Source organism: Patescibacteria group bacterium, assembly GCA_041665345.1.
Lineage (GTDB): Bacteria > Patescibacteriota > Patescibacteriia > PEXW01 > PEXW01 > JBAYJA01.
In genome coordinates this window covers 54,581-79,460 of the sequence record JBAYJA010000004.1, presented here as the reverse complement: position 1 = coordinate 79,460, position 24,880 = coordinate 54,581, and the positions used below count along the sequence as shown (strand labels likewise).

Genomic DNA, 24,880 nt, shown 5'->3' with positions numbered 1-24,880 from the left:
TACTATCCCCATATGCTCTTCGGCCTCCACGTCTCCGCCGCCGGTGGTGCCCAGAACGCGCCCAAAAATGCTCACGACCTGAAGTGTGAAGTTTTCCAATTCTTCTCGCGTTCCCCCCAAGGCGGGGCAGCGCCAAAGCTCACTCCCGAGATTGTTACCGCGTTCAAAGCGAGTAACCAAGAGTATGACATTCCCCGAACGTACATTCATACACCGTACTTCATTAACTTTGCCTCAGCCAATCCACGTCTGCAAAAAGGGTCAATCGAGATTGTCCGCGGGGAGCTGGATCGCGCCTCACTCCTGGGCGTCACGGCAATCATGACCCACTTGGGTTCAGCCAAAGACGTACCTGAGAAAAAAGCTCTGCCCATGGTTGCAACTGGGCTGGTTGCCGTGCTGAAGGGGTACACAGGTACCGCAACTTTTCTCCTGGAAAATTCTGCAGGGGCGGGAAAAGTCATTGGTGACACCCTGGAAGACCTGGCGTTCCTGATCAAAAAAATTCCAGCCGGGCAACGAAAGCATATTGGCATTTGCATTGACACTTGCCATGCCTTTGCTAGTGGCTACGACTTGCGAACCAAACAAGATGTTGATAGCTTCCTGAAGCAATTTGATAAGCACATTGGCCTGCAGTTCCTCAAACTCTTCCACGCGAATGACAGCATGGCGGGCTTGGGTGAACATAAAGACCGGCATGAGCACATTGGGAAGGGGAAGATTGGCCTGGCGGGTTTCCGTGCATTAGTCCAGCATCCAAAGCTTAAAAATGTGGACATGCTCTTGGAGACGCACCATGATGGCCAGCACATTGTTGACCTGACTACCCTGAAGAAACTCCGAAACGTATGAGCAATGATGGTCGCCGAACCCTGCTCAGTAACCTTGGTGACGAAGCTGAGGTAAAAAGACGCACTGCCTCGGAAACTGTTGGCCAGCAAAATCCACGTTCCACCGGCCACGCACAAAAATTTAGCGTGCGAAGATTTTGGAATGCCCGTGGGAAATTATTTAAAACTGTCATCCTACTTGTGGGTCTTTTTATTCTGGTTGGGTTTACAGATTTTAACGCGTTCATTAGCAGACCTTTGATCGAGCAGCAGCCTGTAGCCGCTGCTGACGCCCTGGTTATTTTGGGTGGAGGCATTTCTGCCAAGACGGGGCAACTGGGTTTCAAAACCGAAGAGCGGGTGCGAAGCGGCGCAGCACTTTACGCCCAGGGTATTGCTCCCGTTGTAGTAGTGACTGGCGGGAAGGTAGGTGACAATCCATTTGCCGAAGCGCCAGCCATGGCTGAACTCCTAACCCGCTTGGGTGTGGTGGAGAATCAAATTTTCCAAGATGACCTGGCGCAGAACACCTTGGAGAATGCGGCGAACGTGGTTGCGATGGCAAAAACGCAAGGGTGGGGGAAGCTCATTGTCCTCACTTCAGACTTCCATACGAGCCGAGCCTGCACCTTCTTCCGCCGGGCAGGGGCAGACGTCATTTGCCGAGCAGCTGATCGTGAAGCAGTAGAGCAGCACACGGTATCCCGCCGGTTGCAAGGGACAAAAGTTGTCCTCCGTGAGTACGCGGCGAATGTGTACTACTGGTTGAAAGGGGAGAGGTAGGGAAATCGGAATACGGGGTCGCCACCCGTATCGGTTTACGCAAATCGTGGAACGGGATACGATCCGTACCGCGTCATCCAAAACAGTCTCACAATACCTGCCTCGTCGCCAGGCGGGCGGGTAGCGAAACCGTTCGCCTAATTCCGTTATCCAATCTTCTACTTATGCAACCAATTGCCTTAGCTCAAAAAACTGCAGCTGCAGCCGGGAAACTCCTGCTCCAGCGGTTCCGTAAATTGCATCGAGTTGACGCGACCGCAAAGTCTGCCCATGAGCTGGTAACTGCAGCGGATAAAGCATCGAATCTCCTCATCCAACGCACACTTCGGAAAGCTTTCCCAGCAATAGGTTTTCTCTCCGAAGAGGGTGGGAACAAGCCTGGGAAGCTTCGTTGGGTTGTGGATCCACTGGATGGCACCACGAACTTTGTGCTCCATGTTCCATTCTTTGGTGTGTCCATTGCGCTCATGGATGGGGACGATGTACTGTTTGGGATTGTCGCTTGCCCGCCAACAGGCGAACAGTTTGTTGCTGCCAGAAATCAGGGTGCGGAACGAAATGGCAGACCATTGCACATGGTTCCTGCTCGACCGCTTCGCGAAGCGATCATCGGCTACGGGTACAGCCACAGCTTGCCGTCCCTCCATGCATCATTGCTCATGGCGGAGCGTCTAAGCTGGCATGCACGCTCTGTTCGCCACGCGGGTTCCACGGCACTAGATTTGGCGTACACCGCAGCCAGTCGTTTAGATGCCGTGGTCATTGCCGGACCAATTAACCTGTGGGACGTGGCCGCTGGGGTGTGCATTGTACGAGAGGCAGGTGGGGTTGTGCAAAATGAGAAAGGAACCCTCTGGATACCCAAGAACGCAAACCTCTACGCTGGGCAGCTCACCACACTACAACGCATCCAGGTAATGAGAAAGGAGGACAAATTGGGAGGTAAAAAAACTCCGACCTTTAGGGGATCGGAGCGAGTTTGTAGCAGCCTACTATTTCTCGGATGAGCTGCTCGCCAGCTTCGCTTGCACTGTAGATAGCAATGAGCATGCTAAGTCCTTCAGTGTAGTCACCATAGAAGAGGAGAATGATACGCCCACCAAAGTCATTTGCCGTTTTTGGCGTGAACGGCCTGCCAAGAATGGATCCAGATGTGACAACTTGCTCCAAGGCAGCTGCCATGTTGGCTTTCGCATCTCCAGCAGTGCCAGCTTTTGCTTCCTGGAGCAACCACAGCAGAAAGACATCGCCTGGGAAGTAGAGCCGCGGCGGCTCTGACACTACTGGGTATGGCTCACCGTAGTGCAGAAAGTGGACAATTGCCCGCACGGTTTCCTGGAGCGCAGTGCGCCAGTGGTTCGGATCCACGAAGTTATCTGGATGCATGCCGTGGAGAACACATTCCTGAGTAACCAGGTACTGCAGCGGATCCGGCAGAAGCTCCTGGAGCTGAGCTTCTATGAACCCAATGCGTTTGTAGTCCGCATCCGTGAGAAATTCATCCCGGTGCTTGCCAAGGCTCTGTAGGTAGTCGTGCTCCGACTTATATAGCTGCAGCAGTTTTGGCAGTGGTAGTGCAGATACTGCTGAGGTCGGCTCTTGGTGTAGGCGCGCTTTTCTCCATCGTGAAAATTGCATGGGTAACCCCTTCCTTGTAAAGATTTTGTTTATCGCCCAGCTTAGCAAAAAGAGAAAGAATGTCAAGTCCTTCCAGGGTAAAACGAGTCTGCCCCGTACCGGATTGAAATGAACTGGTGCGGGAGCTTCGCTCAGCCTCCGGCCAAGAGGCAGGCCAAAGTGGATGCGGCAAAACCGCGTCATATGGAGTTTGACGTGCGAAACGAGTTGGCCTGAATCACTAAATGCTGGCTTGCCATGAACCCGAGCGCAGCGAGTGGTTCATGGAGCGGGCAGGGGGAATCGAACCCCCGGCATCAGCTTGGAAAGCTGAGGTATTACCATTATACGATGCCCGCAAAATGTGACGCTACTTCAGGTAGCTTTCCATAAATATTGCTTCATGTCTATACCTTGCACATGTTGGCAGATCTCAATATTTTCTACTCCTGACGGTACACCATCTCAAAAATTTCTTTCATTGCTCTTGCCGCATCAGGACTTTCAATGATCACTGCCTGCTCCTCCTTGAAGAGAATGACCCGAACGAAGAATGGAGTGATGTCAATGGAACATCGTGAGGTATAGAGATCAGGCGGAACAATTTTTGAAAGGAAGTTATATGCTGTATCCTGCTTCCGGAATTGTTCCAGAAAGGGAGCTTTTGGGACAATAGATCGAATGGTTGCACCTACCTGAAACACTTTTGCATTCCATTCATGGAAAACCTGGTTTAAGGCGTCTGAAGCTGCTTTGGAGTTGCCAAAAAAGGCATTGATTTCTGTACCTGCAAATTCAGGTATTCGGTAGAACAATGCTTCACGAATGCCGGACACACCTTCGAAGTACAAGGTTCGGACCTTTTCCTGCGCTTTCGTTGCTGCTTCCAAGGCGGGGAGCATGGCTTTGGTGGCTTGGAGTCTTTCTTCGGCTGCTGCCACAAACGCACGCGGTGATTTTGCAATGAACATTTGCTTCCGGAGTTTGGGCACCTTCAATACCAGGCTGCGTTGCATGAGCTCACCCAGGATAAGGTAGGTTGTTGGTCGCTTCAGACCTGCCTTTTGGGCTACTGCTTGCGCAGAGCTTTGCCCCAGCTGTAGCAGGGCGTAGTACACCTGCGCTTCTTTCCGGTTGAGTCCAATATTCATTAAGCTTTCTAAGATTTTTTCCATAAGTAGAGGATAGTGAAAATTGATTAATCTGTCAATACTTCTGACAACTATCCAATACTTTTAATAATACCTATTATTTATTGGTATTTATGACAATATATTAGATATATTAATTGACAACATTCATATTTGAGAGATACTGAGCGGACAAAAAAAGAGTGGAGCAAAAAACATGCAACAAAAATACACATCAATTGATCTCTGGTACGCTCTGGTTGTGGAGAATAGCCAGGATAAATGGCTCATTGAAAATATGTACGCTGCACTTGCGCAGGAGCCCCCGCATATTCTCTCTGTTGTAGCGGAAAGAACCTGCAACCTCCAATGTAAACACTGCATTTTTCAAGCAGAGACGTCTTCTGACAAAATGTCACATTGTTCTGACCTGGATGTAGTAGTCCTCCATATTGCCCAGCAGATGCCAGAGGGTGCCTGCCTTGTCCATGAAGGCAGGATCTTCCGTCCGCAGCATCTCGCCTGGCTGCTGGCTGTTCGGAAAGCCCGACCAGACATCAAGATTGGCATGATTGATAATGGTTCATACCTCGTGCATGACCGAAGTTTGCATACGTCTGGGTTTGCTTTTGACTGGCTGGACATTTCTCTGGACGGTCCTGAGCAGATTCACAATCTCCAACGGGGAAATGCAAAATCGTATGCACAGGCAATGCGAGGGATTGCGGAGGCGCAAACCTACCTCCAGCCAAATGGCCGGGTACACTCGCTTTTCACCGTAACCAAACTGAATTATGCAAGTATTTTGGCTACGGAAAACGCACTCCCGCATCAAGTAGGCGAATGGCACGTTACCACCTTAACCCCTGCCCGACCTAAAATTGCACTGTTCGCATTGAATCAGCACGAGTTCAACATTGCCTGGCAGCAAATTGTTGCGGCTAACACACTTCGGCCCATCCACTTTCGAATCTACGTGGCTGAGGATATTGCCAAACTTGCGCAGGTTGTTGGAAAGGCTAGGTTTTGTTCCGCAGTTGAGCAGGCAATCGTTGCGCCAGGCGCAATACAATTTGTCCTTGAGGGTGTGGAAGTTACTTTCTACCCCCAATCCGTCAGTCCAACCGAGACCTTTGTTATTGATGCTGATGCCACGTACCGCGCGCCATACGCGATTGCATTTACCCTGACTGAGCTCCAACGTGGAACGTCACGGTTTGGTCAAAACGTCAGACCATACACGAATGCGCAAATCCACTCAGGAAGTTCTTTCCGTGTTCTCTACCAAAACGGCGTCCAAAATTGGCAAATGCACTTTGGCGTGCAGGCACTAGTAAAAGAAAAACACATCTTTTCATCTATCCTCGCCTAACCCAGAAAGGAGGTTATGTGGCTGGTGCAAATACAGGCTCAGCGGGATTGCCTAAAAACCCCCAACCAGTGAAGAAGGGCAAACCCAAAAATCAATCCAAAGGAAAGTAGCGCCTTTACCCACGTTCAACCGAGCGTGGGTTTTCTTTTGGTTCCCACAGGTACTTTTCCAAATCAACAAACCAAACGTCGTCTTTCTTGCTTACCACAACCCCTTCGGCCTGGAGCAGATTGGCCTGTTCATCGGCCGCGTAGCGTAGGTTCACAATGGACAGCATGCCATGCCGGTTGATGACCCGCTGCCAGGGAACAGTGGGGTCAGGCCGTTTTTCCAGTAAATGCAAGGCCCAACCTACCTGCTGTGCTGCGCGGGGTGAGCCAATGAGCCCGGCAATCTGTCCATAGGTTGCTACCCTGCCTGAGGGAATGCGACGGACAGCAGCGAACACCCGATTATGAAATGATCCCACCTTTGTCATATTAAATAGTAATTGGTTTGTCCAGACCAAATGTTACTTTCACTTTGTGACCCATACCTCGACACGCCGCAAGTAATTTTGTAGGATTTCTCTCAAACTGCGAAATATTCCAATCTCTATCAGGCCGAATTTCAAAGGTATCCTTTTGATTCAGGTCTTTTGCCGGGGTATTTTCCTTTCGGTTGTAAATAATCAGGATATCCGTACAGCCAAGTGCGCGTGCGTACTGCAGTCGGTTAATTTCCTGGCCAATCTTGGTATCCATATACCGTTGGCTGTCAATTTGGGTGGCACCAGGATGAAAAAAATGAATGGCCGTCGCCGCATGTACAATATCGAAATAGCTATGTGCCGGATGGTCATGCACTTCCAGGAAAGCGTCTTTTTTCGTGGTTTGGTTATACAATGACACGTGTAACTTTGTAGCGGAGGCTAATATATGCTCAACTTTGAGCGGCTTCACGTTTCGCATTACTTCCACGGCATAGTCCACGTCAACCATTTTCCAAAATCGCCAGAGATTAATAAAACGTTTGCTCGTCAGATTTTCTGAATAGATGGTGATACCTAACCGAACCTGGTTTGCTAAAAAGTAGGAAGCATTACAAAACCCAGCGGAGTTTGCAAAAATATGATCAAACGCCTGGTCAAGTCCAAGCTCGTGCAAGGCTTGGACTGCACCACCACCGACAATACCAGCCATGGCGCCGCCGTACAGCACCAGGGCAATTTTTCTCCCATCCTGCACGGGCACGGTTTTGCCCCGGCGAGCCAGCAGGTGCTGGAGAACCGGGTGGATTTCAGTAGACATGGTTATGCCTTTTCAAATATTTCCTGAAGAAATTTCCGAAGTTCCCCAAACGCCTGTCCCCGGTGGCTGAGACTATTCTTTTCCGTGTCCGACATTTCTGCAAACGTTCGGCCATGCCCGTCAGGAATGAAGATGGTATCGTAGGGTAGCTTGGGTCTGGGTGTTCCTCGGGGGGTGAGTGGAATGATGCCAGTAATTTTTCCACTGAACGTCCATTCTCGACCATCAGGCGCAACCAGTGCGGCGCAGGACTCAAACCAAGCTTGGCGTTTGCCTTCAGGAACAGTCTTGAGTGCGGCTAAGGTGTACGCAATCAGCGCATCACCAGATACACTTTCTCCGGCCCAGCGCGCGGAATATACGCCGGGTTTTCCATCCAAGGCTGCAATGCACAGACCAGAATCATCCGCCACCGCCCACTCACCGCTCTGCTTCGCCACGAACCTCGCCTTCTTCAAGGCATTTTCGGCAAATGTCTGTCCGTCCTCCACCACATCCTCATGCACGCCGGCATCATCAGCGCTGCACACGGTCAAAGGCAGTCCAGCCAAGATAGCTTGCATTTCTGGAATTTTCCCAGGGTTGTGGGTGGCAAAGACAAGGCGCATAGGGAAAGTATACCAAGGGGAAGCCATAAGCTGTAAGCCGTAAAGCTATAAGAGGCTTTTTGAAACCCATGGGCCAAAGGGATGTGTCACACGAATATAAGCAAGTAGCATTTATCCTTCCTTGACATGTAATGTACCGCCGAGTAAGGTGGTGGGAAATACATACAAACGAAAGGAGTTCTATGAAAAACCAAGATTTTTTTCTTCCTGATCCCGACGTGTATATACGGGAAATGCAGTTTTTCCCTTGGGGACAACTCATCCAAAATGTGCTGCACCTAATTTCACAAAAAGCGCCAAAACGTGGTTCGATTTTGGATCTCATGTGTGGACCCGGACAGTTACTAGGTCGTTTGAAGAAGAAGCGCCCGGATTTGGAGCTTTATGGTGTGGATTGTGATTGGCGCTACATCCCATATGCCATGGTGCACAATCCAGGGATACGTTTCACCCAAGCAGATGTTCGGACGTGGGACACTCAAGAATGGAATATGGGAATGCGGTTTGACTATGTCGTATGCACTGCCGGCATTCATCACTTGCCGTATAAGGATCAAGCGTCGTTCATCGCAAAATTGAAAACGTTCCTGAAACCCGGTGGGACAGCAATCTGCGCTGATCGGTTCATTGCCCCGTACAAAACTGAGCGTGAGCGGAAACGCAATGCCGCCGCATTCGGCTATCAAACTTTGCTGGCCGTGCTGGAGAAGAACCCACCGGAGGATATTGTCCAGGCTGCAGTTGATATCATACGAAGTGATGTTCTTGGTTGGGAGTACAAGACTTCACTTGCCAAACTGGAGCCAGTTTTCCACCGACACTTCAGTTCCGTCCAGAGTGCATGCATCTGGAAACCAGAGGATATACCGGATGCTGGAGATTACCTGTTCATTCTTCACGAGTAAACAAATAAGCCGTTCACAATTTGTGAACGGCTTTCCCTATTGACAGTGAGGGTTCCACTACGTAAGGTGGTGGAAAGAAAAACTCTTTGAAAGGAGAAAATATGAGTGCAACCTCAACGTTGCTACCCGTGGCAAAAGCGCTGGTGGAAACCGAAAAAGCCATTGGTGCAGGCGAGCAGTGGACACCGGTGAATGCAGAGCAGCGTGCATTCCTGGAGATGCATTTGTCGGAACTTCGGCCACACCTTGACCAGATTCCAGAACTAACCGCTTCGGTATCCACGGAGAAGATGGATAACAATCTGGTGGCAGTGGATGCTACAAGTGTGCTGGACGTCACTGTGCAATGGGTGAAGGTTGGTGACGAACGAACCATTGTGCAGTCGCGTACCATGAAAGAATTCCCCGGTGTGCGGCTGGCACATGAGCACATTGCAATATACACAACCAAAGTGCATCCGTACCCCATAGCAATTCTGGAAACGAAGTCGGGCGATCGCGTGTTCATCACGCAAGCTCCTCACCCTCTGCGTGGAACCGTGCTTGATGCATATGTCCGTACACTGACCCACACGGAGGAAATTACTGCAGTGTACTTCGGGTTTGATGGTGTGCAATTTCCCATGGTGAAATTGGACGATGCACCGAATATTGATTGGCTGGAGAAGATGAGCACAACGAGCGCGGAAAACTACCCAGCAATCATTGCTTCAGCCAAGCAAACGACGAAGCTGCGGGTCAATGTCGTTGGCGCACACGTGAAGAGTGAGGTGCACATTCGGACCATGGTCTTTGGTTCTGCACACGCACCAAAGCCGCCGGATCTCATCATCGACGAACCATTCCTTCTCTGGTTCACGCGCCCGGGCATTCCGGTGCCGCTTGCAATTTGCTACGTTACCGAGGAGCACTGGGTCAATCCTGGTTCACTGAAAATCGACTAGTACGATGTACAGTTCACATGCATGGGCAGCGTCTCTCTATCAAAAAGAGCTCACCATATTGGCGAGCTCTTTCTTTTTGTTGCCGTAATGTTTACTGGCTAAAAATCTCTGGGTGTGCAGCTTTGAAACTCTGCAAGGTTTGGCCTTCGGTTGGATCCGGTGCCAGTTTCACACTGGGTGGGTTGGTAACGCAGCTTGGTGTCGGCCCACCGCTGAAGATGTAGTTGATGAGGTGGACGGAGTCGGAGATGGTTACTACGCCACTCCCGTCGGCGTCCGCTGCCACCAAGGGGCTTGGGGCGGGTCCACCGCTGAAGATGTAGTTGATGAGGTGGACGGCGTCGGAGATGGTGACTATTTGGTTGCTGTCACTATCCCCGCAGACGTAGGTAGCAGTGGCCTGCACAGTGATTGCGTGCGTGCTTGATGTTGCGGTATTCCCTGCGCGGTCATACGCCACGGCTCCAAGGGTGTGTGGCCCAGGAGGAACAAGTGAGGTATCCCAGGTAACGCTGTATGGCGCGGTGGGATCTTCACCAATGACCGTGCCAGAGTCGCGAACGAAGACCACTTTCTGAATAGCGTCATTGTCCGCAGCGGTGGCGGTGAGTGCGATGCTGGCCGAAACGGAAGCTCCTTGAGCAGGATCCACCAGGCTGACGGTTGGGGCAGTATTGTCAACGACGAAAGTTGAAGTTGCGCTTTGCGTCGTTAATCCTGCTTGGTCTACTGCAACCGAATACGCGGTGTGCGTCCCTTGGGTTAAATCCAGTACCCCGGAGATGCTGGAGGCATCACCAAATTGGAAGAACTTCTGTACCCCATCCACGAAGAGCTTCAGCTGGCTAATGAATCCGTTGTCATCTGCTTGGGCACTGACGGTGACCAGATTTCGTACAGCGGTATTGTTCAGCGGAGCTGTCATGCTGGTGGTCGGAGGAGTTACATCCCCACCCACGATATTCACCGTAAAGAAGCCACTGCTCCCAGAGTTATTTGCCACTCCATAGGGCGCACCAGACTTATCATAGGCAACTGCAACGAGAGTCGCGATCCCGGCTGGGAACATGGAACTGTCGACGTTAAATGCAAACGGGGCTTGCGTGTCAGTGCCAATTTCAGATCGGAATAACAGTGACCCGTTCTGCAACACAACTTTTTCGATTCCAGATGCATCTTGTGCGTCAACAGTGACGGTAAATTGGCCACTCACCGTGCTGCCCTCAGCTGGCGATGTAATACTCACTTGCGGTGCGGTAAAGTCATGTTTGCCAATTTGCACCTGGATGTCTACGTCCCCGTCGCCCTTTTCGACTGTCTTTACAGAAGTATTGGTCAGGGGGTCAACAAAAGTTTGTCCAACGGTCAACGCTGCGTCATTTGCGCTTCCCCACACTGGTGGGTGCGCAGCATCAAGCAAGAAAGAACGGTTCGCCTGTGGGCCAGATACGCCCGTATTTGCGCGAATGTGGAGGAGCGCACCGTCATAGGCATTCGTCGATCCAAATCCTGTGTCATGCCCAATTGGTTGCCGGTATTCAGCGTACAAAAAGTCATTTGCTGAGCGCTGAAACTTCAGTGCCTTCAGATTGGTTGATGCAACTTCTAGGTGATCTATGGTATAGGTGCCACTTTCGGTTACCGTCTCGATATTGGATGGTACAAACCACCCAAGGAAATCTTTTTCCAGAGCGTTGAAGTAGCCAAAGAGTGCATGATTACCCATGGTACTGTATGGACTGCCGTACTCAGTAATATCGCAGCCAGTTTCTTGGTAGGGGGTATTTGGGCAATTGTAAAAACTTGCATGGTGCAGACCCAAACCATGGCCGTACTCGTGCGCGGTTAGCGCAACGCCGGCGTAATTGGACAAGATGTAGGACGTTGACATAACAACCGGACCATCATTCGTCGCTACCGTGGTTTGCCCAACGCTGCTGATGCCAATGAAAGGGCATGAGGGTCCAAGCGGCGCAAACACCACGAGCCGTTCGTACTGACGAAAGTCAACGTCGGCATCAAAAGCTTGGACCACTGGCCCAATGGTTGAGGCAAAATCGCAGGTCGTGTCCATCGGGATCGTCCGCCAATTTTCCACATCACCAACTATGCTAATTTTGTTGTACGAATTCTGCTGGTAGTAGCTGTTCATTTGTGAGAAGACGATGTTTTCAATAGTTGAAACCGGATATGCCGGCTGAGGTGTATTTTGGAAATTCACCAGCAGTACAATAGTCTCTTGGGGGCCGGTTACTGCATCACGATTAGTCTTCTCCTTCGCTACAGTGTAGCCAGTTCCCAGGCCGGATGGATCCACTGTCACTGAAGACCGACCATCAAAAACTATACGGTCATCAAGTTGAAAGCCGGTAATGGTTAGCGTATCGCCTGTAAGAAAGGCGGTGTGCAGTGCTTTGGCTGGTTGAAGCGCAAGAGTGCTACCAGAAACAGTTTGCAACATGAACAGTGCATCGGGCCCTTTTGGAGCAATGCCTTTCGCCGCAGTATAATCATATTCCGTCACTTTTCCCGTCACGGTCACGCGTTCTTCCACGCAGTTCGTCGTCCATGTTTGGTACGCATCCCCAATATTTGGGCTCAAAACTGCAGCTAAGGCTTTGTCTGGTGCGGTTGCCATGAGACCAAGGAGTGCAGTTTTCCGGGCAGTGAGATCTGTGCGGCTCGCAATGAGATCCTTACTTGGCTCAGCTTGGCCCAGTAACCGCGCATTGGTTTCCACTACGGTTTGTGCGGAACTGGCTGGCACTCCATTTTTCAAGACACTAGTAAAGTCCTTTGTATAGGAGGCACTGGGGCAGACGTACTTTTGGCTAGGCGCTGGTTTTTTGAAGCCAAGAAAACTCAAGCCTGCTCCACCGGCTTGCAAGTGGGGAAGGGAGAAGAGTAATCCGGAGACAACTAAGGCAGCAGGAATAATGACCAAAAAAGCACTAAACCGAGGTACAGATGCTTTTGACTGATGACGAAGTGCTGAGGCATGTGCATGTGCCATAGACGTAAATTACAAGGTTAGGGGCGAAATTGCTGAAGGAAAAGTGAAATCATTTTCACTTCTCGTAATATATACATCATACCAAAAATAGAGGTTATTGTCAAGTTTTCAGCTTGCGTATTTCAGGCATACTGTACGTATGGATACCAAAGTTTTTTTTCAGAAGAATTTTCGCTACGCCGTTGTTGGTGCAACGACAAACGTGGAAAAGTATGGTTTTCGTGTCTTGCAGTACCTGCATGCGCATCAGCTGGACGTTGTGGGTGTGAATCCAAAGTACTCTTCGGTTTCTGGTGTGCCGTGCTACGCCAGTATTGAAGCAATTCCCAAGAAGCCAGATGTGCTGGTGTTCGTTGTCCCACCCCAGATTGGTTTGCACATTCTGCACGAAGCCCACCACTATGGGTTTACTAAAATTTGGTTTCAACCTGGAGCAGAATCACAAGAAACCACCATTTTGGCTGGGCATTTGGGTATGACGGTGAATGACCCTGGGACGTGCATTATGGTTGAGCACCGGAAGTTGCAGGGTTGACAGCAGAGCGAAATGCAGCTATGCTTGGCGGTATTATAAAAGATAAAACGTTTTTTGATTGGAGGCAGAGTGGAAGCAACAGATTTTAGTTCAGCAGAACGTGCGTTACAAGATGAAATCGTACGACGCTTGGGCATAGGTCAGTCCGGCCCAAACGGTATTATGTGTGATGCGAGTAATCTCTTTTGTCCAAACGGGCATTCAAATGTCCTTTTCGACAAAGCATCTTCAACAGGCAACGACTTTGGCATTAGTTACCATGCCAGTTGCAGCGCCAAGGACTGCAGCTGGGCGATGAGTTGGTAAAGCTCATTCATTGGAGCAAACTTACGTTTGCTCCAATTTTGTTATTGTTGTGAAAATGTGGCATAATATACATTGGATTCTTGTATAAAGACACGGAAGGCCAAGTGCTTCGTTCGGCGAACAAAACGTTCCTCCATGCCCAAACCGCAAAGCACAACGACGTACCTAAAGTCGCGTCCACTTGGACTCAGAGGTCGTCGAGTTGTTGCAAAACGCGGGGTGATTCGACAGAAAACTGTAGTTGCAAAAAAGTCATCGGTTGCCGGAGCTCCCCAGTCAGCGCGAAAGGTGTACCGTGCCCGCACGCACAGTTTCCAACGGGCAATGCGGCATGAGTTACAAACGCGGCAGCACCAACGGGTGCAAGTGACCTACCGAACTCGAATGGTACTGGCGAGCCTGAGCTGTCTGCTCTTCTTTGGTGTAGCCCTGGTGTCGCGTGCAGAGACTGAACCGCAGACGCTGCATATTCGGCCGCAGTCATGCACAGGCTGGGATCGAAGTGACAAGGCGCAGGAAATTCAAGCATTGGGAAATACTGGGCTAGCGCAATTCCCCCAAGATGCTTCAGCCCAAGCGGGTGGTGGTTCTGGGGCAGCGCAGCTGGTCTGCAAGAATTTTGCCCTACCAAGTGACTTTCATCCGGACGCGTCTTTTTCCCAAGCAGAGCTTGTGCTCTCCTTGGCTGGGAAAGCTGGTCAAGATTCTGAAGACTTGGTGGTGATGGAATCCAGTTTGGATGGCAAGACCTGGACACGGCTTGATTCTTTTGGGTTGAACCAAGATGTTAGTAACGCGCAGCATGGCGGGTACTGGCGAGCCGCTTTTCCGCTGCTACACCGTGGGAATATTGATACGTTTCAGGTTCGGGTGCGGTACATTGCCTTGTCTCCAGATGCAGCAGCAACCGTCTACGTGGATGGCATAGGTTTGGATGTGGAGCAGGTGGCCAAGCCAAAGCGAGAACCGCTGTTCCTCTCTGGGGATGTGGTGCAGGTGGAAGACACGCAGCTGAAGAACTCTGAAGACCCTGTGCTGAAGGTGGAAGTGGAAAAGCAATCCCGCTTCTCCTTTTTACCATTCACCAAAACTGAGCGAACCGTGGAAGCCAAGAAGCTGGTTGGGCCTGATGGCGCGGAAGTCCCGGCAGAGTATGACGTGACGCGGGTGACGGAGGGCCGGTCTACTTACGAACGCATTGAAGTGCGGAACGAAATGCTGCACAAGCCTGGAAAGTATACGGCGGAAATTACCATTGTGCAGGGGAACAAAGAAACCACGGTGAAGAAAGATTTCTACTGGGGAGTGCTGGTGCTGAACACACCAAAATCCATTTACCACCCAGGGGAAAATATTGACGTGGGGATGGGTGTGCTGGATCCGCAAGGGCACACCATTTGCGATGCGAAATTATGGCTTACTATAACCAACCCAAGTCGGGGAGTGCAAACCTTCACCACTGATGCTGGGTCAATTACGCGTTCCACAGAGTGTGGCCCCATTACCGTGACCAATACGCCTGACTACAGTGCAGTGTATGAGGGTGGCGATGAAGGGATGTACACCTTGGATCTCAAAGCGGAGACCAAGTTTGGCGAGTACACAATCCAAGATGCAATTGCCGTGCGAGCTATGGTGACATTGGACGTGCATCGTGATGCGCCTACCCGCATCTATCCGGTTGAAGATTATCCAGTTACTCTCACCGTACGTCCGCAAAAAGACGTGGCCGGTTTTTTTGAAGACTCGGTTCCAACTTCCTTTGAGGTGTCTGCGGTGTCTGGCAAAGGGAAAACTGTTGCTGCTGACAATCGGCTGACCATACGCTGGCCTGTGCAGTGGAAGGGCGGGAAGATATACACGCTGACCTACCGAGTGAATCCACCAGACATTAGCCCGGAACTTTTCTTGCTGGGGAAGGCGCGCTTGATAAAGACTGGGAGTGCCGAGCCAGTGTTTGAAGAGTTACGCCACTGGCAGATTGCGAGTGACGCGGTGGGTTCGGCAAGTATTACACGTCTGTGGAGCTCTGGGTTTGAATTGCAAACCGTCACGGCAAATGAAGAATTTACAGCGACAGTTGGTACTGCACCCACTATTGATACCTCCACCTTTCGTTCTGGCGTTGCGGCGCTGCAAACAAATGAGAGTGCAGCAACTTCGGGCGCAACATTCCAATATTCGAACGCAAATGCAACGAATGACTACTACTTCCGCGCGTATGTGAATATCACCAATATGCCAGAAACGCGTGTGAATATTATGGAGTTTTACGACAGTGGCCCCTCTGTTCAGGCGAGTATTCGGTTAAATAGTGATGGGACATTGGAATTGTGGAATGATGAAGACAACGCGCAGCAGACCGGGACTTCTGCAGCTCTCTCCACTAGTACTTGGTATCGGCTTGAGTTTCGGAGTGACACCACAACGATTGGCACTACCTACCTTGAGGCCAAGGTGGATGGCGTGACGTTCTCGTCAGGCACGGTGAACCATGCGAATGGTTCCAACGTTGTACGCATTGGTACGCTTTCAACTGATACGGGTGGAGCCTCAACAATATTCTGGGACGATTTGGCAATTAATTCTGACGATGCCGGCATCACCCCAAGCATACCGGAAAACTGGCCAGGGGCGGGAAAAATTGTACACCTCATGCCAGATGGACAACCAAGCGGCGCTTCTTCGAATACCTGCAGTGGGTCAACTAGCTCATGGGATGCCGTAAATGATCGTGGCGCTGGTGGACCAGATGATACGACAACAACGGTGACCTGTGATAGTGACGCCGGGACGGATTTTCTTGAGGTGTCCCTAGAAAGTACAGGAAGTCAGGGTATGAATGCGAAAGATAGAATAATTTTGACGCAAGCTGGGATTCGGTATACGCGTCTCAGTGCAGCAGCTGGTGCCCATAATCTGCAGGTAAAAATCCCAAGTGGGAATGCAGTTGACCAGTCAACGAGTATTTCTGATAGCGCGACCGCCTATACCACCAATGGCAACGCGGCTCCACGAACCTACAAGCAAACTTCCTACGGTGATCAAACCTCGGCTGCAGATTACGATGTAATGACCGCTGCGAACATTGACGATGGTTTATTACGCGTGACCGCAACTGATGCAATTCCCGATCTCCTGGTAACGACGATGTGGTTGCTGGTGGAGTATGAGCCAGCAGAAGGTGGTCGGTTGTGGTCATCTGGTTTTGAAATGCAAACGGTAAGCGCGGGTGAAGAGTGGGCGGGGATTGCAGGCGGACCAACCATCAACACAACTGCAACCTACTACCGCTCTGGAGGCGCATCGTTGCGCATTAACGGGATGAGTTCGGGTTCGGCTGAAGGTGTGAATCAAGATTTTGTGGCAGCGAATGCAGACGGCCCATACTATGCCCGGGCGTATCTCCGGATTGAAACCTTGCCGAGTGCGAGTAATCGCATCATGTCGTTTCGAGATTCCGGGACTACAGACCGAGTGTTCCTGGTGCTGACCAGCACTGGCGCACTGGAGCTACACGATGAAGATTCTGGCGGGACGCCGATTGGCACGTCAGCCGCCTTGAGTACCAGCACATGGTACCGGGTGGAATTCCAAATAAATTCGTCTGGTGCGGGTGCAACTGATACGGTTGAAGGCAGAATAAATGGAACCAATTTTGGATCCAGCTCAACCAGAGACCTTCTTAATGGTGTAACAACAATTGCACTTGGTGGCAACCTAAATTCTGAAGCGCAAACGCAAGGCGATTGGTACTTCGATGATGTGGCGGTGAACCAGAATGCTGGTACAACGCAAAATGGATACCCTGGCGCAGGGTCGATAGCACACCTGAAACCAAATGCCGCCGGGGATAATACGGGTTTTACGAATGACTATACCTATGTGGATGAAGCAGACCCAGATGATGCAACAACTTACCTGTACACAGCCACAGCGAACACTATTACGGACGTTAATCTTTTTGATAGTTCGACACAGTCCATTGGTGCTTCAGACACAATTTCTCTGGTTTCTGCTGGTATGCGTGCCAACATCGGGAATACGTCGGCTTTCACAACCGCAGTTCGATTGAAAGATAGTGCGAGTGGGGCGGTTATTGAAGGGACGAAAGAGAATTTCACGACAACGACATGGATGTCGCACCATTCGGCGATTCCAAGAATTTATGGCATGACCGCCTATACCCGGCCGCAGCAGTTAACCGCCTGGACAACGACGACCCTGGATAGCGCGCAAATCGGTGTTCGCAATTTAAATACAAGCAACCTCCTCTCTCCCGAACAATTGCAGGTAACAACGCTGTGGCTCTTAGTTGAGTATGTGCCAGCATCCATTTCGATCTATGGGAAAATCTACACCAATGAAACCCCAACGGCGTATGACTGTTCGGCAAATGCCATAACCGTCCGTGCGTCCGTGAATGGCAGTGCGTCTGAGCAGACCGCTGACTGCACCTTGAGTAATGGTTCATTTGCTATCGCAGCTGCTCGCCCAAGCACCGCCGCAGACCCAATTGCAATTTTCATTGATAGCGTTGAAGCAATTAAGGGGACAACGGTGACCCTGGCTGCTGACACGACGTCAGATATTGTTGATTTGCACATTTATCAAGATCACACCTCGGTGCGTCACGAAGACGCAGGGCCCATGACAAATGCAAAATTAGCGACAGCTGATACTGGAGCGAATGTTGGTGTTCGGTATAGCGTTACTACTGGTAACTTGACCGTGGAGTCTGGCATGGAGTTTCATGTGTGGGCGGGTGACACGTACGATCCGGGCGGGACCGTGACCACCAATAGTACAGGCGGAGATTTTCACATAGATGACGGTGGTACGGCATCTCTCGACACCGCCACGAATACCATTGGCCGGGATATTTTGGTGGATGGCGGGGCAACGTTGAATATTGATGCAAACACGATTGTTGCTGGCGGTGATATTACAACTGCAGGCACGAGTGCTGTTGTTACTCGTTCCACTGGGACCGCAACTACAACCATGCGGGGTAGTGGGAGTATTGGTGGTGGCACAACCCCTACACTTACGTTTTACAATCTCCTGATTGGTGATGGTACTACGGCAACCACTGCATTGAGCTCCGCTGCGACTACTGTAACTGGCGGTGATGTGACAGTGGGTACTGGGTCAACCTTCACGGTTGGCGCAAACCTGACCGTCGGTGGCGGCGACTTTACAAATACGACAACCGGGATCATCGCATCCAGTGGAACTCCCACCGTAACCATGCGCGGGACTGGAAATTTGGGAACCAATGGCGCCAGCGGAGCAATTACCATTTACAATTTAGTGATTGGCGATGGGACAGCCGCGACAACGACTTTGCAGAAAGCTGCAACGGTTTCCAATAACCTAACTGTGGGGAATGGGAGTGTGGCTTCGGCACTCACGGTTGCAGTTGGGACTTTCACCGTCACTGGGGATGTTGTCGTGGACACGAGTTCAACCCTGACTGTAAATGCAGATATGACCGTGAATGGTGGGGCCGTCACAGGTGATGGAACGGTAACAACTACAAGCGGCACACCAACTTTCACGCTTAGTGAGACAGGGAACTTTGGTGGTGCCACTGGGTGGACATTCTATAACCTCACTTTGGAGCAATCTGGGGGAAACATTTTTACCACAACAGCTACAGGGAATGGCGGGGTAACTGTCACTAATGTGCTTACTCTTGAGGCAACTGCCGCCGGGGAGAGTTTTAACATGCACTCGCTCAATGCTGGGGCAAAAACCTGGACCCTGTCCGGCTCAGGGACACCGATAGTGGATGAGTCTGGCTTCACAGTACTCATTCCTGGCACTTCAACTTTTGTATACAGCGGTACTGGTGCGACCACAATTTACGTAGGCAACTTCAATAACCTAACCTTGCAGCAAGCAAGTGGAACACCCACCTACACGCTAGGGTCTTCCACACATATCGATGGAAATTTTGTAATGGCTTCTGGATTAACCGTGGATGCAGGGACTGGAACGGTGTTCACCACCGGTATTGGGAAAACCATAACCAGCAATGGTCAGACTCTCTACAATCTTCGCTATGACCCAGTGAGTACAGGTACCCTGACCTTGCAGACGGGAGATTTGACGGTTACAAATACCCTCCTCGTCAACACGGACGCCACGCTGGCCATAGCCAGTGGGATAACATTGACGCATACTGGAGCAAACGTATTGCTTACAAGTTCCAGTACCATTGCCGGTCCGGGCCGCATCACCTTTACCAACACGAGTGGTGGTCCAGGTACGGTGGGAATCATAAGTGCGATTACGAGGTACGATGCCACTGGTGGAGATATTGCTAGCACGACGTTTGACGCGCGGACGTATGGGAACACGGTTGAGTTCTTCAATAGTGGCGCAACGGGTCGAACTACGACTTTTGCCACTGGAATGTATACACTTTCTGGCGCCAGTAGCCACTTTTACGTCTATGCTAATGGCACTGGGGATATGGCTGTCACCGGTGTAACCAATAATCCCACGGTGAATATTGGTGGTGACTTTGATATATTGGGTACTGGCGACGGCACGGAACCAGTGTCGTCGGGTTCTGGGATCTGGACTATCTCAGGAAATTTTGATGCAACATGCAACTCTTTTCTGGCTACGTATTGTTACGTTGCGTCAACTGGGAATACGGTCATCATGGATGGCACCTCAAAAACATTAACCGCATATACTGGAGGTAGCACACTCTACAATTTTACGTCGAGTGGCAGCATGAGTATTGCAAATAACTTAACCGTAAGTAATGCATTGTTGATTTCTGGATCATTGACCCCAAGCACATTTACATCCACATCAAACTTGACGGTTGGTGGGACATTCACGAACAACGGAACTTTTACCCATAATGACAGTCGAGTACGTCTTACAGGGAGCGCAGGCTCAATTGACGGCTCAAGTAGCACAACATTTTATGACCTGGATATTGGAAACGCCAGTGGAGCTGTAACGGTACAAACATCAGATATTGCTGTTACAAATACTCTACTATTGTCTGGAGCAAGTAACGTCTTGACCATTAGTTCCGGCCGCACTATTACCCACACTGGCGCCACGCTTACCTTAAGCGGCACTATCAACGGCCCGGGTCGGCTTACCTACCGAAGTGCTACAACTTTCCCAACCGGCGGGACACTGGGCGCAAGTCTCATTTTACGAATGGACGCCACGGCCACTGATCAATCCATGGGTGCCCGCACGGATTACCAAAAAGTGGAAATTGATAATAGTGGCACGACGGCGGGGCGCACGGTGACTGCCGGCACTGCGGGTTCGCAAACCCTGACCATCGCCTCCACGCTGGACCTATTGAACACTGGCACCGGTTCCAGCACTACGATTTTCCAGGTGAATACCTGGGATCCAACCTTCACTGTCACCGGTAATGTGACGATTGCGGCGGATACGGTTTTCCAGGCAAGCTCAGCTACCACCACAAATTTTGGAGCCGGCTTCTCTAATGCTGGCACGTTCACCCATAATTCCGGCACCATTGCGCTTACTACTACAGCGGCTTCAACTATTGCCGGCAGTACAACCTTCAATAATCTTTCGGTCACCAGTATTGGTGCGGCAAAGGTAATTACCGTTACCGCTGCCACAACACAGACCATCGCGGGTACGTGGACAGTCACTGGAGCTTTGGGCCAGCTGATCACCCTGCAATCATCCAGTGTGGGCAACGCTTGGAACGTCAACCCAACTTCAGCGTCACTTTCCTACGTAGACATTAGCGATGCAAATAATGCTGGCGCAGCAATATGTGCCACCTTCTCCCAGTCTACGAATAGCGGAAATACGAATATTACAGTCAGTGCTGGCGCAACCTGTGGTATAGACGTAGCTGGCACGTCGAACAGTTCAGGCGGGACAGTGAAAGTAGCGGTGAATGGGAGCATTCAAGCTCAAACCACAACCTTGGCTGGAACGTGGACTATTTCTGGCGTTACCGTGGCCACAGGGAATACGGTTACGGTTTTTGTGGATGGCGTTGCCGATAGTGCGGAAACAACAGCCGTTACGAATTATGACGGGTCGGGGAACATTACTGGCCTGGTCTTGGACACAAATGTGCTGACCATTGGGAGCGTGGACAATCCATCGGTGACGGTAACCAACATGGGCCAGTATGATGCTGATGATAATGAAAATATTGTACACACGGCAAATTCCTCCACCTTGGCTGCTCAGGCAGGTGGAACGTACACCAGCGCCACGCTGAGCATTCTCTCTGGCGCCACGTTGACGATTGGTGGCACAGAAACCGTAACCGCGAAGAATGTGACCATTGGCGGCGCGCTCACCTCAGGTGGGAACAGTGTGTACACCATTGCCGGGACGCTTACGAATAACGGTACCTTTACGCAGAGCACATCCACCATAACCATGACCGGTACGTCGAACAGTTTAACTGGATCCACGGCAACCACCTTCAACAACCTTACTATTAATCCTGCTTCCACAGGGACAATAACAGTGAGCACGTCGGATCTCACGGTGTCTGGCGCGCTCGATGTGGCAGATGGCGACACTCTATCTATTGGTAGCGGTCGAATTGTGAATGCGCCTGGAACGCTGACGCTTAATACCACGGGAACCATAAGCGGGGATGGAACCTTGCGGTTCACCGACGCTTCATCCGGTCCAGGGACGGGCGGAACCCTCAGTAGTATTGTCCGTTACGATGGTTCGTCAGCGAACATTGCGTCCACGACTCTGGACGCGCGGACGTATGGTGGACGGGTAGAGCTGTTCACCAATAGTGGCACGGCAAAAACCTTCACTTTCCCCACTGGGTCGTTCACCCTTTCCGGCGCAAGTTCACACCTTTACGTGATTACCGATGGTGTAGGAGATGCCACACTGATTGGCGCCTCGAATAACCCGACGGTCACGGTGGGTGGGGATGTTGACTTCACCGGTACTGGAGGTGGAAGCGAAGTGATTACCTCGGGCACGGGGGTGTGGACCGTCAGTGGGAACGTGGATTTCACTGGGGGGACGTACACGGCGTCCACTGACAATACCCTGAAGATGAACGGCACGTCCAAGACGCTCACCGCTGCGGGAAACGAACTGCAGAAGTTTGAAGTGTCTGGTGGAAGCGTTGCCACCGCAGACGCAGTGTTGGTGAATAAGACGTTCGACATCACGGGGGGAGGCTTTACGCAGGCGGCAAATGCCAACCTTACAGTTTACGGTAATTTCACCATTGCAACGGGAACGACTTTCACTGCAGCTACAGGTTCTGGCATTCTAATCATGGATGGGAATCCTACACCGATGACCTTCACGGATAACACCTCACCGAAACAGGATATGGGCAATGTGCAGGTTGGGTTGTCGCCTGGTACGACGGACTTGGGTTCTGACTTTACTGCAAAGTCAGTAACCATCCCGACGGGTGATATCTTCAATACGAATGGTTACGACCTGGATATTGGCACGGGCGGCATAACCATCGTTGGGACGTTGGACGCTACCGATGATGTGGAAACTGATGAAACGTTCATGGATACGGATGGGAAATTCGACCTACAGACTGGTGGAACCTTCACGCCTGATCAGTCCACGTTGACTATGACGCTTGCAAGTACGGTCGTTGCAAATGCCACCACAGACCTTATTACCGTTGGCACTGGAAACCCCTACAACGTCATTGTGAATGACGGTGGTGGGACGTACACCCTCACCGTTGAAGTGGAGGACCCGCTGGTTGTTACGAATAACATTACGATCACCGGCGGGGTTCTGGATACGAAAACTGGTGAGAGTAACAGCATCTCGGTTGGCAATAACTGGACAAATAACGATTCTTTTACGGCCCGATCGGCGACAGTCACCTTTACCGCGACCGATACTGGAAATACCATTGGTGGTACAATGGGCGATCTTGACGACTTTTACGACCTCGTATTCAACGGCAGCGGTGGGGAGTGGACCACGAATACCGCCATGACTGTGGGGAATGATCTGACGGTGACCGCCGGGAGCTTGCTGGGCGCAACAGATATCACCATGTATGGCACATTGGCTGGGGGTGGAACCGTAACCCGGTCAGGTGGCACATTTTTGCATCGGGTTGCGGCTGCTAAAAATTTTGGCAGCACAGCAAATGCAAATAACTGGACGTTCAATAATCTTTCCTTTGAAACCTCAGGCGCCACAGACCGTACGGTTACGTTTGCTACGGGTGGAACCGGGCAGGTTATTGTTTCGGGAACGCTCACGATTGGGAACGCGAGTGATTCGAATGTGACGACGCTAGATAATGAAACCAATGATCGGATTCTTGATGCCAATGGTGCAGTAACAATTACCTCAAAAGGCCTGCTGAATGGATCATCAACCGCAAGTTTCACGGTTGCGGGGAACTGGACGAACAATGGTGATTTCACGGACAACACCGGGACAGTGACCCTGGATGGCGCCGCTCAGCAAACGGTTGATGGGCAATTGACTGGTGCAAGTGATCGGTTCAATAACCTCACTATTACCAATAGCTCCGGTGCGGATCCGGTCACTTCGCCCTCTGTCATTTTTGCGGCTGCGGCAGAAACTGCAGCAACGTTCACAGCGCAGACAGCAAATACGAAGCTGCGCTTCCTGGCCGGCGGTACGTATACATTCAACAATATTGCCTTCAACGGCCAAGCAACTGGCACACGCGTGTTCTTGCGTTCGTCAACCACAGGAACCCTGTGGGACCTCAATAGCCTGGGAACGCAAACCGTCTCCAATACGGATGTACGTGATTCCAATGCCTGCCCAGGGGATGACATTGATGCCACAGACGGTACAAACTACGATTCGACCAACAACCCATGCTGGAATATTAATACTTTGACTTTCAGCATTTCTGATACCGCGGTGGGCTTTGGGACACTTTCCTCTGCAGCAGCCCGTTGGGCAAATGGGGCGGCAACCGGCTCTGCCAGTGCCGTGTCCGCACATACATTAGCCGTGACCACCAATGCTCGGAGCGGGTATGCATTAACTTACTTTGGGTCTACCCTGTCAGGGCCCGAGGATATTACTGCCGCAACCTTTACAGGAGATGCAGATGGCACACCAAGTAGTGAACAATTTGCTTTATCAATAACCACAGATGGCAATGCAACCATTCCCTCTGCGTACCAGAAAGCAAGTGACAATTATTCGTTCGTTCCCAGCACTGCAACCACGTTGATGTCTGAAGCTGGGTCTACGGTAATCGAGACGGCTAGTGTTTACTACATCTGTAACATTTCCAGTGCTACGACGGCGGGTGCATACAGTACAAATGTCACGTACATTGCAACGACGACGTTCTAGGAATATGCTGTCATTCTTCGACTTACGTGAATGATGATATATCGGAGTAGAGACTTCTCAGCAGATCCGCCTATGGCGGAAGCCTCTGGTCTGTATCTGCAGAGAGACTACAGTCTCTACTCCGTCTCACAGAATGACAAAAGGGTAGGATTTGCTTTTTTCAAGAAACTGTGTTATACTGTAGATAGTTAAAAAT

Annotated in this window: 14 protein-coding genes and 1 tRNA gene; 8 read left to right on the top strand and 7 right to left on the bottom strand. The window is 50.9% G+C overall.

The genetic code is table 11. From position 1 onward, the window contains the following. The first annotated feature begins 12 nt into the window (after window positions 1-12). The 3 genes from WCV85_05875 to WCV85_05865 all read left to right on the top strand — a co-directional run bounded on the left by WCV85_05875 (window position 13) and on the right by WCV85_05865 (window position 2,623). Window positions 13-855, top strand: a complete 843-nt coding sequence (locus WCV85_05875; GenBank protein ID MFA6474374.1) for a deoxyribonuclease IV — start codon at window positions 13-15, stop codon at window positions 853-855. Beyond that, on the top strand, window positions 852-1,616 hold the full coding sequence (locus WCV85_05870) for a YdcF family protein (GenBank protein MFA6474373.1): 765 nt from the start codon (window positions 852-854) through the stop codon (window positions 1,614-1,616). Before WCV85_05875 ends, WCV85_05870 begins: the two co-directional genes overlap by 4 nt. Before the next feature lie 164 nt (window positions 1,617-1,780). Then, a complete protein-coding gene (locus tag WCV85_05865) occupies window positions 1,781-2,623 on the top strand; it encodes an inositol monophosphatase family protein (protein ID MFA6474372.1) in 843 nt (280 codons plus the stop codon). On the opposite strand, the gene WCV85_05860 is transcribed toward WCV85_05865, so the two are convergent. From WCV85_05860 to WCV85_05850, 3 genes are all read right to left on the bottom strand, one after another. Beyond that, window positions 2,577-3,254 (bottom strand): hypothetical protein, encoded by a 678-nt coding sequence (locus WCV85_05860; GenBank protein MFA6474371.1) that lies wholly within the window; start codon window positions 3,252-3,254, stop codon window positions 2,577-2,579. The two genes, WCV85_05865 and WCV85_05860, sit on opposite strands and share 47 nt — an antisense overlap. 264 nt (window positions 3,255-3,518) lie before the next feature. Next, window positions 3,519-3,592, bottom strand: a tRNA-Gly gene (locus tag WCV85_05855). An 84-nt stretch (window positions 3,593-3,676) separates the two neighbouring features. Continuing rightward, window positions 3,677-4,408 carry a helix-turn-helix domain-containing protein gene (locus WCV85_05850; GenBank protein ID MFA6474370.1) on the bottom strand — a complete coding sequence of 244 codons (732 nt, stop codon included), beginning with the start codon at window positions 4,406-4,408 and terminating at the stop codon, window positions 3,677-3,679. Window positions 4,409-4,580: 172 nt separating this feature from the next. Here WCV85_05850 and WCV85_05845 point away from each other — a divergent pair, with 172 nt between their 5' ends. Beyond that, complete coding sequence (locus tag WCV85_05845) at window positions 4,581-5,735, top strand: radical SAM protein (protein MFA6474369.1); 1,155 nt, start codon at window positions 4,581-4,583, stop codon at window positions 5,733-5,735. A gap of 115 nt (window positions 5,736-5,850) precedes the next feature. Here WCV85_05845 and WCV85_05840 read toward each other — a convergent pair whose 3' ends face one another. From WCV85_05840 to rdgB, 3 genes are read right to left on the bottom strand one after another with little or no spacing between them, the layout of a single operon-like run. Beyond that, window positions 5,851-6,213: an MGMT family protein gene (locus WCV85_05840; protein ID MFA6474368.1), complete on the bottom strand. Its 363-nt coding sequence runs from the start codon at window positions 6,211-6,213 to the stop codon at window positions 5,851-5,853. 1 nt (window position 6,214) lies between these two features. Beyond that, window positions 6,215-7,024 carry a patatin-like phospholipase family protein gene (locus WCV85_05835; GenBank protein ID MFA6474367.1) on the bottom strand — a complete coding sequence of 270 codons (810 nt, stop codon included), beginning with the start codon at window positions 7,022-7,024 and terminating at the stop codon, window positions 6,215-6,217. Window positions 7,025-7,026: 2 nt separating this feature from the next. Beyond that, complete coding sequence (gene rdgB, locus WCV85_05830) at window positions 7,027-7,632, bottom strand: RdgB/HAM1 family non-canonical purine NTP pyrophosphatase (protein MFA6474366.1); 606 nt, start codon at window positions 7,630-7,632, stop codon at window positions 7,027-7,029. A 182-nt stretch (window positions 7,633-7,814) separates the two neighbouring features. Here rdgB and WCV85_05825 point away from each other — a divergent pair, with 182 nt between their 5' ends. Together WCV85_05825 and WCV85_05820 are read left to right on the top strand one after the other, a co-directional pair. Next, window positions 7,815-8,537 (top strand): class I SAM-dependent methyltransferase, encoded by a 723-nt coding sequence (locus WCV85_05825; protein MFA6474365.1) that lies wholly within the window; start codon window positions 7,815-7,817, stop codon window positions 8,535-8,537. Window positions 8,538-8,638: 101 nt separating this feature from the next. After that, window positions 8,639-9,481, top strand: a complete 843-nt coding sequence (locus tag WCV85_05820) for a hypothetical protein (GenBank protein MFA6474364.1) — start codon at window positions 8,639-8,641, stop codon at window positions 9,479-9,481. A 91-nt stretch (window positions 9,482-9,572) separates the two neighbouring features. On the opposite strand, the gene WCV85_05815 is transcribed toward WCV85_05820, so the two are convergent. Beyond that, window positions 9,573-12,494: an Ig-like domain-containing protein gene (locus WCV85_05815; GenBank protein ID MFA6474363.1), complete on the bottom strand. Its 2,922-nt coding sequence runs from the start codon at window positions 12,492-12,494 to the stop codon at window positions 9,573-9,575. A 139-nt stretch (window positions 12,495-12,633) separates the two neighbouring features. Here WCV85_05815 and WCV85_05810 point away from each other — a divergent pair, with 139 nt between their 5' ends. Together WCV85_05810 and WCV85_05805 are read left to right on the top strand one after the other, a co-directional pair. Then, window positions 12,634-13,029 carry a CoA-binding protein gene (locus tag WCV85_05810; GenBank protein MFA6474362.1) on the top strand — a complete coding sequence of 132 codons (396 nt, stop codon included), beginning with the start codon at window positions 12,634-12,636 and terminating at the stop codon, window positions 13,027-13,029. Between the two features lie 441 nt (window positions 13,030-13,470). Then, complete coding sequence (locus tag WCV85_05805) at window positions 13,471-24,684, top strand: hypothetical protein (protein ID MFA6474361.1); 11,214 nt, start codon at window positions 13,471-13,473, stop codon at window positions 24,682-24,684. Window positions 24,685-24,880: the final 196 nt, after the last annotated feature.

Coding starts and splice junctions, on each gene's coding strand:
- WCV85_05820 (MFA6474364.1), top strand. CDS start 8,639: ATGAGTGCAACCTCAACGTTGCTACCCGTGGCAAAAGCGCTGGTGGAA.
- WCV85_05845 (MFA6474369.1), top strand. CDS start 4,581: ATGCAACAAAAATACACATCAATTGATCTCTGGTACGCTCTGGTTGTG.
- WCV85_05810 (MFA6474362.1), top strand. CDS start 12,634: ATGGATACCAAAGTTTTTTTTCAGAAGAATTTTCGCTACGCCGTTGTT.
- WCV85_05865 (MFA6474372.1), top strand. CDS start 1,781: ATGCAACCAATTGCCTTAGCTCAAAAAACTGCAGCTGCAGCCGGGAAA.
- WCV85_05850 (MFA6474370.1), bottom strand. CDS start 4,408: ATGGAAAAAATCTTAGAAAGCTTAATGAATATTGGACTCAACCGGAAA.
- WCV85_05870 (MFA6474373.1), top strand. CDS start 852: ATGAGCAATGATGGTCGCCGAACCCTGCTCAGTAACCTTGGTGACGAA.
- WCV85_05840 (MFA6474368.1), bottom strand. CDS start 6,213: ATGACAAAGGTGGGATCATTTCATAATCGGGTGTTCGCTGCTGTCCGT.
- WCV85_05815 (MFA6474363.1), bottom strand. CDS start 12,494: ATGGCACATGCACATGCCTCAGCACTTCGTCATCAGTCAAAAGCATCT.
- WCV85_05835 (MFA6474367.1), bottom strand. CDS start 7,024: ATGTCTACTGAAATCCACCCGGTTCTCCAGCACCTGCTGGCTCGCCGG.
- WCV85_05805 (MFA6474361.1), top strand. CDS start 13,471: ATGCCCAAACCGCAAAGCACAACGACGTACCTAAAGTCGCGTCCACTT.
- WCV85_05825 (MFA6474365.1), top strand. CDS start 7,815: ATGAAAAACCAAGATTTTTTTCTTCCTGATCCCGACGTGTATATACGG.
- WCV85_05860 (MFA6474371.1), bottom strand. CDS start 3,254: ATGCAATTTTCACGATGGAGAAAAGCGCGCCTACACCAAGAGCCGACC.
- WCV85_05875 (MFA6474374.1), top strand. CDS start 13: ATGCTCTTCGGCCTCCACGTCTCCGCCGCCGGTGGTGCCCAGAACGCG.
- rdgB (MFA6474366.1), bottom strand. CDS start 7,632: ATGCGCCTTGTCTTTGCCACCCACAACCCTGGGAAAATTCCAGAAATG.